We start from the raw sequence: 16,373 nt of genomic DNA on the forward strand, positions 1-16,373 counted from the left end.
CATGAACGTCTATAACCCAAGGGGACAAAAAGGACGACGGAACACTGCATGAAAGCGTTGAAGATCTCCGACCCATCCTACGAGCTGATGGATGATCACCACGGCAATTCGCTGATCTACCGGGAGCACGGCTTTCCGTGCCCACTGGTGCGCTGGCACAACCACAAGGAATACGAGCTGCATCTGATCGTCGCCAGTTCGGGAAAGGTCTTCGTCGGGGACTATGTAGGCAATTTCGGTCCGGACAGCCTGTTCCTCACCGGCCCACACATGCCACATAACTGGATCAGCCAGGTCGACGAGGGTGAAGTGGTCGCCAAGCGCGACATGCTCGTCAACTTTACCGATGAGCTATTCGAAGCGGGCCACAGCGTTTTCTCCGAATTGCGCAGCCTGACACCGATGCTCGAGCGTTCGCGCTATGGCATCGAGTTCCGCTGTCCACGCACCATTGCCGAGGCCAGCAGGCTGATGCAAAGGGTCGCCGACAGCCGCGGCGCCACCCGCCTCGGCTATTTTCTGATCATGCTCGAGCTGCTCGCCGGCTGTGACGATTATCAACTGCTCTCTGGAGCCACCTCGGCGCAACTAGGCGACGAGCACCACGCCGACCGCACCAACATGGCGGTCAACTACATCTTCGATAACTACATGCGCGAGCTGCCGCTCGAGGAAGTCGCGGGCCATCTGAGCATGAAGCCCACCTATTTTTCGCGCTTCTTCAAGCGCGCCACCGGACGATGCTACGTCGAGTTCGTCAACAGCTTGCGCATCAGCAAATCCTGCGAGCTGCTGTTGGACAATGACAAACCGATCACCGACGTCTGCTTCGAGTCGGGTTTCAATAATCTCTCCAACTTCAACCGCCGTTTTCAACAGCTAAAGGGTATGACCCCCTCCTGCTACCGCCGCCTGGTCGAGCAGCGATTAACCGAACAGAACCTCGCCAGCTGATACGCATCGTATCTTCCCACCTGATGATATTCCTCGTACCGCCATGCGCGGTTAGGACTCTGCCAGCCGTTTGCTTCCCGCGGACTTGGCGCCCTCGCCGGCCGGTGCGAATGCTTGGATGAATGATTGGCCGTCGGCTTAACCCTTAGCAAAGGAGTGCAAATAAGTATCAGACGATGTGCAGTCAGGGCTTTGTGACCCTGCCATCCATGGCGTTGTAATGCTCGCGAGACGCTCGTACCGGAGTACGCGAGCAACAACAAAAACAATAAGCGCTTCCGCCGCCACAGGCAGTGGAAGAGGAGTCCAAGATGAAAATCGCCAAATTCCTGCTCGGCACCACCTGTATTGCGATGATCGGCGTGGCCCATGCTGCCGAAACCCTGACCGTCGCTACGGTCAACAACGCGGACATGATCCGCATGCAGCGCCTCTCCAAAACCTTCGAAGAACAGCATCCCGACGTGAAGCTCAACTGGGTCGTGCTCGAAGAGAACGTCCTGCGCCAACGCCTGACTACGGACATCGCCACCCAGGGCGGCCAGTTCGATGTGCTCACCATCGGCATGTACGAAGCTTCGCTGTGGGGCGACAAGGGCTGGCTGGCGCCGATGACCGATTTGCCTGCCGATTACGATCTTGATGATGTCTTTCCTTCTGTGCGTGAAGGTTTGTCCGTCGACGGGACGCTCTACGCGCTGCCGTTTTACGCCGAAAGCTCGATGACCTACTACCGCACGGACTTGTTCGATCAGGCCGGGCTGGAAATGCCAAAGCATCCAACCTGGACCCAGATGGCCGAGTTTGCCGAGAAGCTGCACAAGCCCGACAAAGACCAGTACGGCATGTGCCTGCGCGGCAAGGCCGGCTGGGGCGAGAATATGGCGCTGGTGACCACCGTTGCCAACTCGTTTGGCGCACGCTGGTTCGATGAAAATTGGCAGCCGGAATTCAACGGCCCGGAATGGACCAAAGCAGCCAACTTCTATGTCGACCTGTTGAGCAAATACGGCCCGCCGGGGGCATCGAGCAACGGCTTCAACGAAAACCTCGCGTTGTTCAACAGTGGCAAATGCGCCATGTGGGTGGATGCGACCGTGGCTGGCTCGTTCGTCACCGATACGTCGCAGAGCAAGGTTGCGGACAAAGTCGGCTTCACCTTCGCGCCTCAGCAAACTACCGATAAAGGTTCAGCCTGGCTTTACTCCTGGGCACTGGCCATTCCCACCAGCTCGCAAAAGAAAGATGCTGCCAAGACCTTCGCAGCCTGGGCCACGTCGCAGGATTACGCCAAGCTGGTCGCCGAAACCGACGGCGTCGCCAACGTGCCGCCGGGCACTCGCGAATCCACCTACAGCGACGAATACATGGCCGCCGCACCGTTCGCCAAAATCACCCTGGAATCGTTGAAGCAGGCTGATCCGGCGTCGCCGACTGCCAAGCCGGTGCCTTATGTGGGTATTCAGCTGGTGACCATTCCCGAGTTCCAGGCCATTGGCACCCAGGTCGGCAAAATGTTCTCCGCCGCGCTCACCGGCCAGATGCCGGTCGAGCAGATGCTTACCGCCGTGCAGCAATCGACCACGCGTGAAATGAAGCGCGCCGGCTATCCAAAGTAAGCAGCCCAAGTAGGCAGCCGCTACCTCCCCACTGAGGGCTCGCTGAGTCCTCATCGGCCTTTCTTCAGCCGGAGCACGCCCATGGCTACCACCTCCACAGCCTTGTCCAAGGCGCCTGTTACCGATACGGCAAGCGAGTCGAACGAGCGCAAGCCACGCCGATTCGGCCCCAGCTGGTTCCTCGTCAGCCCGTCCGTTGCGCTGTTGCTGCTTTGGATGCTGGTGCCTCTGTCCATGACCGTCTACTTCTCTGTCATCCGCTACAACCTGCTCTATCCCGGTGAGAACGACTTCGTCGGGCTGGAGAACTTTCATTACTTCCTGACCGATGCCGGCTTCATGCCCGGCATGATCAATACCTTGCTGCTGGTTGGCAGCGTGCTGCTGATCAGCGTGGTGCTCGGCGTGCTGATCTCCGCGTTGCTGGAGGCGGCGGATTTCGCCGGTCGTGGAATCGTTCGCGTCATGCTGATCTCGCCGTTTTTCATCATGCCGACCGTCAGCGCGCTGGTCTGGAAGAATCTGATCTATCACCCCGTCTCGGGCATCCTCGCCGCGGTCTGGAAGTTTTTCGGAGCGCAGCCGATCGACTGGCTGGCCCAGCACCCGCTGCTGTCGATCATCATTATCGTGTCCTGGCAGTGGCTGCCCTTCGCGATCCTGATTCTGATGACTGCGATGCAGTCCCTCGACCAGGAACAGAAGGAAGCCGCCCGCCTCGATGGCGCAGGGCCGATCGCCATCTTCTGGCACCTGACGCTGCCACATCTGGCGCGGCCAATCGCCGTGGTGGTGATGATCGAGACAATCTTCCTGCTGTCGGTCTTCGCCGAGATATTCACCACCACCAGCGGCGGTCCCGGCTACGCGTCCACCAATCTGGCCTATCTGATCTACAACCAGGCGCTGCTGCAGTTCGACGTTGGCATGGCATCGGCTGGCGGCCTGATTGCGGTGGTGATCGCCAATATCGCAGCGATCATCCTGGTGCGGATGCTCGGCAAGAATCTCACCGAAAAATACTGAGGACAGACCGATGCTGACGCTCAAACAAAGTCGCCGCCTCAATACCCTGGTGGTCGGGCTGCTCGCCTGGGCCGTGGCGCTGCTGCTGTTCTTCCCGATCTTCTGGATGATCCTGACCAGCCTGAAGACCGAGATCGACGCCTTCGCCACGCCGCCGCAGTTCATCTTCACGCCGACGCTGGAGAACTACCTGCACATCCAGGACCGCAGCGGCTACTTTAAGTACGCCTGGAATTCGGTGACCATCTCCTTCGGCGCCACTGCGCTGGGCATGCTGATCGCGATACCCGCCGCCTACTCCATGGCCTTCTTCGAGACCAAGCGGACCAAAGGCACGCTGCTGTGGATGCTCTCGACCAAGATGCTGCCGCCGGTGGGCGTGCTGGTGCCGATCTACCTGCTGGCCAAACAGTTCGGCCTGCTCGACAGCCGCACGGTGCTGATCGTCATCTACACGTTGATCAACCTGCCGATTCTGGTGTGGATGATTTACACCTACTTCAAGGACATTCCCCGCGACATCCTCGAAGCGGCGCGAATGGACGGCGCCACATTGATGCAGGAAATGGTTCGTGTGCTGTTGCCAATCAGCAAGGGTGGGCTCGCCTCGACCATGCTGCTATCGCTGATCCTGTGCTGGAACGAGGCGTTCTGGTCGCTGAACCTGACCTCCTCCAATGCCGCCCCGCTGACTGCGCTGATCGCCTCCTACTCCAGTCCCGAAGGGCTGTTCTGGGCCAAGCTCTCGGCCGTTTCCACCCTCGCCTGCGCCCCCATTCTGATATTCGGCTGGATCAGCCAGAAACAGCTGGTCCGCGGCCTGTCGTTCGGTGCCGTGAAATAACCGCCGCCGTATCAACAGATCGACAAGAACTAGAGGATTCGAACATGGCAGACCTTAAAGTCCATAACCTGAAGAAAAGCTTCGACGGCAACGACATCATCAAGGGCATCGACCTGGACATCCGCGACCGCGAGTTCGTCGTCTTCGTCGGCCCGTCCGGCTGCGGCAAGTCAACACTGCTGCGGTTGATTGCCGGGCTCGAAGAAGTCAGCAGCGGCAGGATTGAACTCGATGGCCGCGACATCACCGACCTCGGCCCGGCCAAGCGCGACCTAGCCATGGTGTTTCAGACCTATGCACTGTATCCGCACATGACAGTGCGCAAGAACATGTCCTTCGCCCTCGACCTGGCCGGCGCCGACAAGCAGGAAGTGGCGCGCAAGATCGAGGCCGCGGCCCGCACCCTGGAGCTGGAGCCGTTGCTGGAACGCAAACCGCGCCAGCTCTCCGGCGGCCAGCGCCAGCGCGTTGCCATCGGCCGCGCCATCGTGCGTAACCCCAAGGTATTTCTGTTCGACGAACCGTTGTCGAACCTCGACGCGGCACTGCGTGTGCAGATGCGCCTGGAGCTGTCGCGCCTGCATCAGGAATTGCAGGCGACGATGATCTACGTCACTCACGACCAAGTCGAAGCCATGACCCTGGCCGACAAGGTGGTGGTGCTCAACGGCGGACGCATCGAGCAAGTCGGTTCGCCCATGGAGCTTTACCATCAACCTACCAATCTGTTTGTTGCCGGCTTTCTCGGCACACCGAAGATGGGTTTTCTCAAGGGCCATATCCGAAATGTCGACGCCACTGGTTGCGAGGTCGAGCTCGACGCGCAGTGCCGGCTCTATCTACCGCTGGGCGGCGCGACGCTTTCCATCGGCGATCCGATCACGCTGGGCATCCGCCCGGAGCACCTCAACCGCAGCACCGATGGTAGCTGCCAGCTGGAAGTGAAAGCCGACGTCAGCGAGCGGCTGGGCAGCGACACCTACTGCCACGTCATTACCCAGACCGGCGAACCTTTGACCATGCGCATCCGCGGTGACTTTACCCCGCGCTATGGCGAAGCGCTGAAGCTGACCCTGGACGCTGCCCATTGCCATCTGTTCGACAGTAATGGCCTGGCGATTGGCCAACCGCTGCAACAAGTGGCCTGACTCCCGCTGCTCCACGTAGGAGCCAGCTTGCTGGCGAATCGCTGCCGCCTGGCGCCCGCGATTCGGCTACGGCTTTCCTAAATACACGCCCAGCGAGGCCTGACATGAAATTGAATGAACAGAATCTGCCGCAGCTACCGGTGCACGTTGCCCGCCCGTCTTACACACTCGAATCGGTCACAGCTGGGATCGCCCATATCGGCATTGGTGGCTTTCACCGCGCCCATCAGGCGGCTTACACCGATGCCTTGATGAACACCGGCGAAGGGCTCGACTGGGGAATTTTTGGTATCGGCACGCGCGCCAACGAGTTGTCCATGCGCGACGCCCTCGCCTCGCAGGATTACCTCTACACCTTGGTCGAACTCGACGATCGACCCGATACCGAAGTTCGAGTGGTGGGTAGCATTCGCGACATGCTGCTGGTTACACGGGATGGTCCCGAAGCCGTGGTCGCCCGGCTGGCCGACCCGGCGATCCGCATCGTTTCGCTGACCATTACCGAGGGCGGCTACTGCCTGGATGACAGCACCGGCCAGTTCAACGCCTCGCTGCCGCAGATCCAGCACGACCTGGAGAATCCGTGCTCGCCAATCAGCGTCTTCGGTCTTATCTGCGCAGCGCTCGCCAAGCGTCGTGGCAACGGCGATGGGCCGTTTACCGTAATGTCCTGCGATAACCTGCCGCACAATGGCGATGTCACTCGCAAAGCGGCCCTGGCCTTCGCCAATCTGGTCGATGCGGAACTGGCAGGCTGGATCGAGCGCAACGTCAGCTTCCCTAACGCCATGGTCGACCGCATTACTCCGATGACCAGTGTTGCCCACCGCCAAGCGCTGAAGCAGCAACACGGCGTCGATGATGCCTGGCCGGTGGTTTGCGAGCCTTTCGTGCAGTGGGTGCTCGAGGACAGGTTTGTTGCCGGTCGACCAGCCTGGGAAAAGGTCGGCGTGCAGTTCACCAATGACGTCGCGCCCTACGAGGAGATGAAAATAAAGCTGCTCAACGGCAGTCATCTCGCCCTTACGTACCTGGGCTTCCTACGCGGCTATCGCTTCGTGCATGAAACCATGGCCGATCCGCTGTTCGTCGAATACATCCGCCGCTATATGGATGACGACGTCACGCCGCAGCTGGCGCCCGTGCCCGGCATCGATCTGACGCAGTACAAGCAGACCCTGATCGATCGCTTTTCCAATTGCGCTATCGCCGATCAACTGGAGCGGGTTTGCTCGGACGGCTCCTCTAAATTTCCCAAGTTCACCGTGCCAACTCTCAATCGTCTGATCGCTGATGGTGCCGAGCTGGACCGCGCGGCACTGGTCGTGGCCGCATGGGCGATGTACCTCAAAGGAGAGGACGAGAACGGAACCCAATACAGTATTCCCGATCCGCGGGCAGAGCTCTGTCAGTCGCTGGTCGAAGAAGACGAGGGGCTTACCGAGCGGTTGCTCGGACGAGAAGAAATTTTTGGCTCGCAGGTCCCCCGTTCACTAGCGTTCCGTGACGCCTTCGAGCGCAACCTGCTGCGACTGCGCACACTGGGCGTGAGCGGCACCCTCGACTTGTTGCTGACCCGCTGATGGAGGCCAGCCAATGTTTCTAGGCATCGACTGCGGAACCCAGGGCACCAAGGCGCTGTTGCTCGATGCCGATAACGGCGAGGTATTGGGTCAGGGTTCGGCCAGCCACGAACTGATCAGCGGCCCCAACGGTCGTCGGGAGCAGGATACGGCGCAATGGATCGAAGCGTTCCAGCGAGCTACCGCGGCAGCGTTATCCGAGGCCGGGGTGGATGGCAGTCGTGTGCTCGGTATCGGTGTGTCTGGGCAACAACATGGCCTGGTCACGCTGGATGGCCAAGGCCGAGTGCTCCGCCCGGCCAAGCTTTGGTGCGACACCGAATCGGCCGACGAAAACCGGCGATTGCTGGATTGGCTGGGCGGTGAACGCGGCTCGTTGCAACGGCTCGGTGTGGTCATTGCGCCGGGCTACACCGTATCCAAGTTGCTCTGGATGAAGCAGCAGCATCCGCAGCTGTTCGAACGCATTGCGCATATCTTGCTGCCGCACGACTACCTCAACTACTGGCTAACAGGGCGTTGCTGCAGCGAGTACGGCGACGCCTCGGGTACCGGCTACTTCAACGTGCGCGCGCGACGGTGGGACTTCGAAATACTGCGGCATATTGATCCCAGCGGTCGCCTCGTAGCCGCGCTGCCGGAGCTGATCAAGTCCGATCAACCGGTCGGCCGGCTACGTCCGGAGCTGGTGGAGCGGCTGGGCCTGAACCCACAGGCCATCGTATCGAGCGGCGGTGGCGACAACATGATGGGAGCGATCGGTACCGGCAACATCAGCCCCGGTGCAATCACCATGAGCCTGGGCACATCCGGGACGCTGTACGCTTATTCTGATGAGCCGAGCATCAGTCCACAGCCCTCCGTTGCGACCTTCTGCTCGTCCAGTGGTGGCTGGCTGCCGTTGATTTGCACCATGAACCTGACCAACGCCAACGGCGCCATCCGCGAGCTGCTGCAACTTGATCTGGAACAGTTCAATACATTGGCAGCGCAAGCGCCGATCGGAGCCGAAGGCTTGACCATGCTGCCCTTCCTAAACGGCGAGCGCGTACCCGCCCTGCCCCAGGCCACTGCCAGTCTGCATGGCCTCACCGCAGATAACCTGACCCGAGCGAACCTATGTCGTGCAGTGATCGAAGGTGTGACCTTCGGCTTGCGCTACGGGTTGGACTTGCTCCGTGAGAGTGGGATTCGCAGCGAGCGGATTCAACTGATCGGTGGCGGCGCGAAGAATCCGCTGTGGCGGCAGATCGTCGCGGACGTCATGGATACACCGGTAATCTGCGCCAAGCACAGCGAGGCTGCGGCGCTGGGTGGCGCAATCCAGGCTGCCTGGTGCCATACGAGACAGATCGACCCTGAAGCCAGTCTCGAAGCACTATGTCAGCGCTGCGTCAGTGTTGACGAGGCAACTGCGGTCGAGCCGTCCGCCAATGCATTCGATGCCTATGAACGGGCCTACCGGCGTTATCGGCGACTGGTCGCTGATACTTTCGGTCAGCAAACGCCACCGGATCTGAGCTCCGTAGCGCCTTGAAAGCGGCTGGTACGCGCCTGTCGAGCCTGCTGGTAGATTGCAGTGTCTGTAGGGTGGGCTTCAGCCCACCGATGACTGTGCTGGTGGGCTGAAGCCCACCCTACGGTCGCTCGGCCCGCCTCGTTCGGTCAACCATCAAAGCAAAAGCCACTCGCGTGGCTTTGCCTCTTGCCCGGTGTTAGCGACGCCTTAGCGGCTACGCAACATTTCCCGCGGAAAGTACTTACCCAGTTCATGTTTGGCGATCGAAGCGCGGTGCACCTCGTCCGGGCCGTCGGCCAGGCGCAGCGTGCGCTGCATGGCCCACCAGTGCGCCAGCGGGAAGTCTTCGGAAACACCAGCACCACCATGAATCTGGATAGCTCGATCGATCACCTTCAGCGCCACGTTTGGCGCCACGACCTTGATCTGGGCAATCTCGCTCGCGGCGATCTTGTTGCCCACGGTATCCATCATGTACGCCGCGTTTAGCGTCAACAGACGCGCCATGTTGATCTCGATGCGGCACTCGGCGATGTGATCCAGGTTGGCGCCGAGACGCGCCAGAGGCTTGCCGAACGCGGTGCGGTTGACCGAGCGCTCGCACATCAGCTTCAGCGCACGCTCGGCGACACCCACGGAGCGCATGCAGTGGTGAATGCGGCCTGGGCCAAGGCGCCCTTGAGCGATCTCGAAGCCGCGGCCCTCGCCGAGCAGCACGTTTTCGTACGGCACGCGAACGTTTTCCAGCAGCACTTCGGCATGACCATGAGGGGCGTCGTCATAGCCGAACACCGGCAGCGGTCGCAGTACTTTCAGGCCCGGCGCGTCCATCGGTACTAGGATCATCGAATGCTGCTGGTGGCGCGGTGCGTCCGGGTTGGTCAGGCCCATGAAGATCATTACTTTGCAGCGTGGGTCGCAAGCACCGGAGGTCCACCACTTGCGGCCGTTGATGACCCACTCGTCACCCTCGCGAACGGCGCGGGCCTGCATGTTGGTCGCATCGGACGAAGCCACGCCCGGCTCGGTCATACCGAAGGCGGAACGAATCTCGCCGCGCAGCAATGGCTCGAGCCACTGCTTCTTGTGCGCTTCGCTGCCGTAACGCACAAGCACCTCCATGTTGCCGGTATCGGGCGCGGAGCAGTTGAAGGCTTCCGGGCCGAGCCCTGAGCTACCCATGATCTCTGCCAACGGTGCGTATTCGGTATTGGTGAGCCCGGCGCCCAGCTCGGAATCCGGCAGAAAGAGATTCCATAAACCTTCGGCCTTAGCCTTGGCTTTGAGCTCCTCGACGATGGCGGTGGGTTGCCAGCGGTCACCCTCGCTCACCTGCTGATAAAAGATTTTCTCGGCGGGATAGACATGCGCATCCATGAACGCCTGGACGCGCTCACGTAGCTCTTGAACCTTGGGGGAATAGGCGAAATCCATGGCGACAGACCTTCTGCGGGTAACGTTTTGTAGTTTTAGATGCTAGAGGACGCCCAACGATTTATCTAAGCTATTTTCCTCGTGTATAAACATTCATCACCGATATATGATCGGCGAATTCCGATACACGCCGGAGAGCACAACAATGAACCTGAACAAGGTCGATCTGAATCTGTTCATCGTTTTCGACGCTATCTACACCGAGGCGAACCTGACCCGCGCTGGGCAGATCGTCGGCATCACTCAGCCCGCCGTTTCCAACGCCCTGGCCCGCTTGCGGGAGACCTTCAACGACCCGCTGTTCGTGCGAACAGCACAAGGCATGGTGCCGACGCCGATGGCGCAAAACATCATCGGACCGGTGCGCAATGCACTGCAGCTGTTACGGGTCTCGGTGCAGGAAAGCCGGACCTTCAACCCTGCGCAGGCAAACAAGACGTTCCGCATCAGCATGACCGACCTCACCGAGGCGGTGGTGCTACCGCCATTGTTTCAGCGTCTGCGTCGTTTGGCGCCGAGCGTGAAAATCGAAAGCATGCTGGCCAAGCGCCGCGAAACCACCAAGGAATTGGCTGCTGGCCGTCTCGATTTCGCCATGGACGCCCCGCTAAATACCGACCCGCAGGTGCGTCACGTCAAGCTGTTGGAAGACCGTTATGTTTGCGCCATGCGTCGCGGTCATCCGCTGGCGAAGGAGAAACTCAGCGTCGATGAATACCTGTCGCTGTCGCACATTCACATTTCCAGTCGGCGCAGCGGTCTGGGGATGGTCGACCTGGCGTTGGGCAAGATGGGACAGCAGCGCAAGATCGCCCTGCGCTCGCAGCATTACATGATGGCCACTCAAGTAATTCAGCACACCGACATGGCGGTGACAGTGCCGGAGCGTTTCGCGCGGCGCCATGACTTGCATCAGATTCCATTACCGGTGGAAATCCCACCACTGGAGACGCACATCTATTGGCACGAAAGCACGGATCAAGACCCGGCCAATCGCTGGATGCGCGAGCAGATGATCGAGATCGCCCAGCAGGTCACTGCGGCGCAGCAAGCCGAATAAAGAGAGGTCCGGCAAGCGCAACGCTTGCCGGTTTTTTATGCGCTCTCGCGCATCACCACTTCGAAGCCCACATCGATTCGCCGTTGCGGCGGCGACTCGCCACGCATCAGGCTGAGCAGCATCTGCCCGGCCAGCTTGCCAACTTCACCGCGGATGGTGCGTACGGTGGTCAGCGCAGGATGCATCCATGCCGCGGCCGGCAGGTCGTTGAAGCCGGCAATTGCCAAGCGCTGTGGCACGGCGAGCTGCAGTTGACGCGCACGAAACAGTGCGCCCAGCGCCAGGTCGTCGTTGTTGAAGAAGATGGCATCGATTTCCGGATGCTTCGCCAGCAGCCTGTCGAGCAGTTCGGCGCCCAGACCGATGGACGAAACCTCGGGCGTTAGCATTTCCAACGCAGCGTCATAGCGAGACGCTGTCCGCATCACGCTTCGGTAACCCTCGGCGCGTTGCAATGTACGCGGATCGAGCTGCGCAGCGGCAAAAGCGATGTTGCGGTACCCACGTTCCAGCAACTGGCGAGTCATCGCCGCGCCCGCCTCGAATTGGGAAAACCCGACGCAGTACTCTTCATCGGCATCGCTCAGCTCCATCAGCGTAACGATGGGGCTGGTATAGCTGCCAAGCACTTCCCGCGCAGCGTCGCTGCGCTCGAAGCCTGTAACCAACAGCCCCGCCGGCTGATGCGCCAGGTAGGCACGGAGCAAACGCTCATCTTCTTCAGGGTGGTAATGGCTGACCCCGATCATCAGCTCGTAACCGGCCGGCATCAGCACGCGCTGAATGGCCTCAACGGTATCTACGAACACCGCGTTCGATAATGAGGGGATGATCACTGCCACGAGGTTCGAGCGGGCGCTCGCCAGGTTGCGCGCCGCCGTATGCGGGACGTAACCCAGCGTCTTGACCGCCGCCATGACTCGCTCGCGCAACGCGTCGGACACTCGGTCGGGTTGCGACAATGCACGCGAGGCGGACATCAGCGAACAACCGGCGCTGCGCGCGACGTCGGATAACGTGGCCCGTTCCAGCGAACGGCGACGGCGAGAACTCATAGCGTGATCCAGCGAGGAGAGAAGAAGATTCTACAACGGGACGGCGCCCCCGCAGGGGCGCGCCAGATCACTTCGGAGCCTTTGCAATCTCGGCCTGGACTTCGTTGAACAGCGGCTCACCCACCGTATCGATCACAGTCTGAATCGCCGGCTTGGCCTGCTCGCGCATACGCTGGATTTCTTCAGGGCTGACCTTGTTGATCTCCATGCCGTGCTCTTCGATTTGTGCCAAGGCTTCGCGGGCTTCGGCACGGGTGTCTTCGCGCTCCGAATCACGCGACTTCTTCGCCGCGTCCATGATGATGTTCTGCTCGGTCTCGGACAGACCATCCCACCAGCGCTTGGACGCCGTGACGATCCATGGGCTGTAGACGTGATTGGTCACGCTCAGGTACTTCTGCACCTCATAGAATTTCGAGGAAAGGATGGTGTTGTAGGGGTTTTCCTGACCGTCGACCGCCTTGGTCTCCAGCGCAGTGAACAGCTCGGAGAACGGCAGCGGAACCGCGTTGGCGCCCATCTGCTTGAAGGTGTCGATGAACACCGGGTTGGGCATCACGCGCAGCTTGATACCGTTGAAGTCTTCCATCTTCTCAACCGGCCGCACGTTGTTGGTGAGGTTGCGGAAGCCGTTCTCCCAGTAGACCAAGCCAACCAGCCCTTTCTCTTCCAGCGCATCCATGACCTTCTGCCCGACCGGGCCATCCAGCACGTAATCCGCCTGCTTCTCGCTTTCAAAGAGGAACGGTGTGTCCCAAACCGCCATTTCCTCAGCGATGCCAACCAGCGTTGCCGTCGAGCCAACCATCATTTCCTGCGCGCCGCCCATCAGCGCGTTCTGCATCTGATCGTCCGATCCCAGGCTGGCGGAGGCGAAGGTACGCATTTTGAGTTTGCCGTCGGACGCCTTGGCGATCTCTTCGGCAAGCAGCTTCGCCGCCCTGCCCTGGTTGCTGTCTTCGTTGAGGCCATAACCAAAGCGGATCATCCGCGAACGGACGTCATCAGCCGCCTGCGCGCTGACCGCGGTGATGGCGCTACCGAGCGTGGTGGCCGCCAGGGCCGCTATGAGAAATCGTTTCATGCTGTCTTACCTTTTGTTGTTGTGGATGAAGTGAAGGTGAAGCGTCTCCCGCCGAGGCAGAAACTGCGTACCGCTGCAGCCAGTCGGAGCGAATCCCGCCCCGATCAGCGCAGCCATTGCAGCGGCACGGTGATGATCGACGGCACGGCAACCAGCAGTGCGACGATAACCAGATAAACAACGAAGAATGGGATCACGCCGCGCACCAGCGTCTCCATGCGCAATCGACCGATACCGCCGACGACGTTCAGCACAGTGCCCACCGGCGGCGTAATCAGACCGATGGAACCAATCAATACGAACATCACGCCGAAGTACACCGGATCGATACCAGCTTTGACCGCGATAGGCGCCAGCACAGGGCCAAGGATGAGGATGGTCGGTGTCAGATCGAGCACCATGCCGATCGCGACCATCAGCACCATGATGGCGACCATCAGCAGCTTCGGATCTTGTGCCAGCGGGCCGAGCATCGTGGCGATCTCATCCGGCAGCTGCGCCAGCGTGATCATGTAGCCGGAGACGATTGCCGCCGCGCAAAGGAACATCACCGATGCCGTGGTGCGGCTCGCGCGAGTCAGCACTTCGACCACGCCGCCCCAGCTGAGCTCGCGATACAACAGGGTCGAAACAGCCAGCGCATAGACTGCCGCCACTACCGCCGCCTCGGTTGGAGTAAACAGCCCGCCGCGCAACCCGCCGACAATGATTACCGGCAACATCAAGGCGGCTGCTCCGTCGACCAGCGCCTTGCGGCGCTCGGCACGGGTGGCCTTCGCTTGCGGCGGCTCTTCGATTTTGCGCGCAATCAGCGTCCAGGCCACCACCAGTCCGGCGCCCATGATCAGCCCGGGCACCATGCCGGCGAGGAACAGCTGACTGATCGACGTATTGGTAACTACGCCATAAATCACGAAAGGCATCGAAGGCGGAATGATCGGAGCGATGATGCCGCCAGCCGCAACCAGGCCGGACGACGAGCTCAGCGGATAGCCGCGCTCGCGCATCATCGGCAGCAACAGCGTCGCCAGCGCAGCGGTGTCTGCCAGTGCCGAGCCGGACATGCTTGCCAGCAGCACCGAGGCGGCAATCGCGACATATCCCAAGCCGCCACGCTTGTGGCCGAAATAGGCCTGAGCCATGTTGATGATCCGGCGAGAAATGCCACCGGCGTTCATCAACTCACCGGCAAGAATGAAGAACGGCACGGCCAGCAGTGGAAAGCTATCGGCACCAGCCTGCAGGTTCTGCGCAATCAGCTGCACATCCCAGAAATCCAGGTACCACATCAGCACCGCGCCGGTGAGGATCAGCGCGAATGCGATCGGCATGCCGAAGGCCATGAAGCCAAACAGTGAAGAAAGGAAGACGACGACAGTCATGTACGGTCCTCTGGCGGGCATTGCCCATGTTGTTATCGGAAGGTCAGTCGGCCGTTACATTGGCGTCGGCGGCGTGCGGCTGGGGCTGCCCGCGCCACACGTTCACCAATTGCAGAAGCGCCAGGACCGTCAGAGCGATCATGCTCGCCATGACCGGCAACATCGCCACAGCCAGCGGGTATCCCACTACCGGGCTGTTGATGTTCCAGCCGAACTGCATCTGGTTCCATCCGCCCAGAGCGGCCATGCCGCTGGCAACCGCTACCATCAGCCAACTGGTCGAATCGACCACGCGGCGGGCCAGTCTCGGGAAGCGATCGCGGATTATGCTGAAGGCCATCAACTCGCCCCGGCGCATGCTGGAGGCGACGCCGACAAAGACCAGCCAGACAAAGGCCAATCGCGAAAGCTCCTCGGCGCCAGTCCAACCGGTACCGAAGGCGTAACGCAGCACCACGCTGCTGAACACCACGATCACCATAAAAGCGAGCAAAGCGGCCATCAGCCAATCGGTGATCCGATCGAAGCTCTGCGCTACTTTTCCGCTGTAAATAGGCGCGTTGGTCAATTCAGCGCCGCGCTCCAGCTCTGTGTTAGCGCTATCAAGCGGATGCGCGGAAAGATTCTCTCGATCGGCGATTTCCAATCCAGGGTCGCGCTGCATCCAGCTGACGATTTTTTCGTGCACCTGCTCGCGCGGCTCGCTGGCATCGACCACCAACACACCCGGTTCGCCTTCCGGCGATTCAAGCGTGGCGAACTGACTGTCCACCAGAGAAATCGGCATGAAATGCCCTGCACGGCCACCGACGCGCTGAACGGCAGTGTCGTAATCGATGGACAGATGGGCGAAACGCAAGGCGGGAACCGCATCGCGCAGCAGGTCGCGGTAGCGGCGCTTGAGTGCGGAACAGGCGAGCACGAAGCCAACGTCGTCTTCGATTGCCTTTTGCATCTCGATGATGAGCTTCTGCAGCCACTCGACACGATCGGCGTCGGATAGCGGCGTGCCGGCACGCATGCGTGCGACATTTTCTTCGGGATGGAAGTTGTCGGCTTCGATATGACGAAAACCCAGTGCATCGGCGACGGCATGGCTGGTTTCGGTCTTGCCCGAACCGCTGACGCCCATAACCACCAGCACGCGGCTGATAGCAGGAAAATCGCTGTTGGAGTGGGAATCCACTATCGGCTCTCCGGCAGCATCGACGTGCTGCGTTATGATTGTTGCGTCGAATGGTAGCGCTAACATGTGAAGGTCATAACTACCGTTCGTCGGCTTTTTTTCCGGCCGAACGGTCATCATGGTGGTTATGCTGCTTCGGTTTTGCCAGCGCGCTGACTACAATCGCCGCCGCACCCCGAGGAGAAATGCAATGCCCAAAGCCATGGCGCGCCACATTCTGGTGAAAACCGAAGCCGAAGCCGCGCAGCTGAAAAAGCGCATCGCCAACGGCGAAGCCTTCGATGTGCTGGCGAAGAAATATTCCACCTGCCCATCCGGCAAGAAAGGCGGTGACCTAGGCGAAATTCGCCCCGGACAGATGGTGCGCAGCATCGACCAGGTCATTTTCAAGAAGCCGTTGCGTGAGGTGCATGGGCCGGTGAAAAGCCAGTTCGGTTATCACCTCGTGCAGGTGTTCTACCGGGAGTGATCGTTCGTTC

At 60.4% G+C, this 16,373-nt stretch carries 14 protein-coding genes; 9 read left to right on the forward strand and 5 right to left on the reverse strand.

Annotated elements, in window-relative coordinates; all coding sequences use genetic code 11:
* Window positions 1-48: 48 nt before the first annotated feature.
* The 7 genes from D7241_RS07025 to xylB all read left to right on the forward strand — a co-directional run bounded on the left by D7241_RS07025 (window position 49) and on the right by xylB (window position 8,711).
* The gene (locus D7241_RS07025; protein WP_255976141.1) at window positions 49-954 is read left to right on the forward strand and encodes a helix-turn-helix domain-containing protein; all 906 of its coding nucleotides are present in this window, start codon (window positions 49-51) and stop codon (window positions 952-954) included.
* A 311-nt stretch (window positions 955-1,265) separates the two neighbouring features.
* Window positions 1,266-2,573: an ABC transporter substrate-binding protein gene (locus D7241_RS07030; protein WP_408100897.1), complete on the forward strand. Its 1,308-nt coding sequence runs from the start codon at window positions 1,266-1,268 to the stop codon at window positions 2,571-2,573.
* Between the two features lie 81 nt (window positions 2,574-2,654).
* A complete protein-coding gene (locus D7241_RS07035) occupies window positions 2,655-3,599 on the forward strand; it encodes a carbohydrate ABC transporter permease (RefSeq protein WP_408100898.1) in 945 nt (314 codons plus the stop codon).
* Window positions 3,600-3,609: 10 nt separating this feature from the next.
* Window positions 3,610-4,443, forward strand: a complete 834-nt coding sequence (locus D7241_RS07040; RefSeq protein ID WP_408100899.1) for a carbohydrate ABC transporter permease — start codon at window positions 3,610-3,612, stop codon at window positions 4,441-4,443.
* Window positions 4,444-4,487: 44 nt separating this feature from the next.
* Complete coding sequence (locus tag D7241_RS07045) at window positions 4,488-5,591, forward strand: ABC transporter ATP-binding protein (protein WP_408100900.1); 1,104 nt, start codon at window positions 4,488-4,490, stop codon at window positions 5,589-5,591.
* A 104-nt stretch (window positions 5,592-5,695) separates the two neighbouring features.
* Window positions 5,696-7,174, forward strand: a complete 1,479-nt coding sequence (locus D7241_RS07050; protein WP_408100901.1) for a mannitol dehydrogenase family protein — start codon at window positions 5,696-5,698, stop codon at window positions 7,172-7,174.
* 13 nt (window positions 7,175-7,187) lie between these two features.
* Window positions 7,188-8,711 (forward strand): xylulokinase, encoded by a 1,524-nt coding sequence (gene xylB, locus D7241_RS07055; protein ID WP_408100902.1) that lies wholly within the window; start codon window positions 7,188-7,190, stop codon window positions 8,709-8,711.
* A gap of 189 nt (window positions 8,712-8,900) precedes the next feature.
* On the opposite strand, the gene D7241_RS07060 is transcribed toward xylB, so the two are convergent.
* On the reverse strand, window positions 8,901-10,127 hold the full coding sequence (locus tag D7241_RS07060) for an acyl-CoA dehydrogenase (RefSeq protein WP_255976148.1): 1,227 nt from the start codon (window positions 10,125-10,127) through the stop codon (window positions 8,901-8,903).
* A gap of 145 nt (window positions 10,128-10,272) precedes the next feature.
* Between D7241_RS07060 and D7241_RS07065 the strand changes: the two genes are divergently transcribed.
* Window positions 10,273-11,187, forward strand: coding sequence for a LysR family transcriptional regulator (locus tag D7241_RS07065; RefSeq protein ID WP_408100903.1), 915 nt, complete (start codon window positions 10,273-10,275; stop codon window positions 11,185-11,187).
* 35 nt (window positions 11,188-11,222) lie between these two features.
* Here D7241_RS07065 and D7241_RS07070 read toward each other — a convergent pair whose 3' ends face one another.
* From D7241_RS07070 to D7241_RS07085, 4 genes are all read right to left on the reverse strand, one after another.
* The gene (locus D7241_RS07070; protein WP_408100904.1) at window positions 11,223-12,242 is read right to left on the reverse strand and encodes a LacI family DNA-binding transcriptional regulator; all 1,020 of its coding nucleotides are present in this window, start codon (window positions 12,240-12,242) and stop codon (window positions 11,223-11,225) included.
* Window positions 12,243-12,309: 67 nt separating this feature from the next.
* Window positions 12,310-13,326 carry a TRAP transporter substrate-binding protein gene (locus tag D7241_RS07075; protein ID WP_181103670.1) on the reverse strand — a complete coding sequence of 339 codons (1,017 nt, stop codon included), beginning with the start codon at window positions 13,324-13,326 and terminating at the stop codon, window positions 12,310-12,312.
* A gap of 104 nt (window positions 13,327-13,430) precedes the next feature.
* Window positions 13,431-14,708, reverse strand: a complete 1,278-nt coding sequence (locus tag D7241_RS07080; protein WP_408100905.1) for a TRAP transporter large permease — start codon at window positions 14,706-14,708, stop codon at window positions 13,431-13,433.
* 43 nt (window positions 14,709-14,751) lie between these two features.
* Window positions 14,752-15,840 carry a gluconokinase, GntK/IdnK-type gene (locus D7241_RS07085; protein WP_408101203.1) on the reverse strand — a complete coding sequence of 363 codons (1,089 nt, stop codon included), beginning with the start codon at window positions 15,838-15,840 and terminating at the stop codon, window positions 14,752-14,754.
* Window positions 15,841-16,084: 244 nt separating this feature from the next.
* Here D7241_RS07085 and D7241_RS07090 point away from each other — a divergent pair, with 244 nt between their 5' ends.
* Window positions 16,085-16,363, forward strand: coding sequence for a peptidylprolyl isomerase (locus D7241_RS07090; RefSeq protein WP_408100906.1), 279 nt, complete (start codon window positions 16,085-16,087; stop codon window positions 16,361-16,363).
* Window positions 16,364-16,373: the final 10 nt, after the last annotated feature.

This window comes from Stutzerimonas sp. VN223-3 (assembly GCF_045999685.1).
Lineage (GTDB): Bacteria > Pseudomonadota > Gammaproteobacteria > Pseudomonadales > Pseudomonadaceae > Stutzerimonas > Stutzerimonas stutzeri_AR.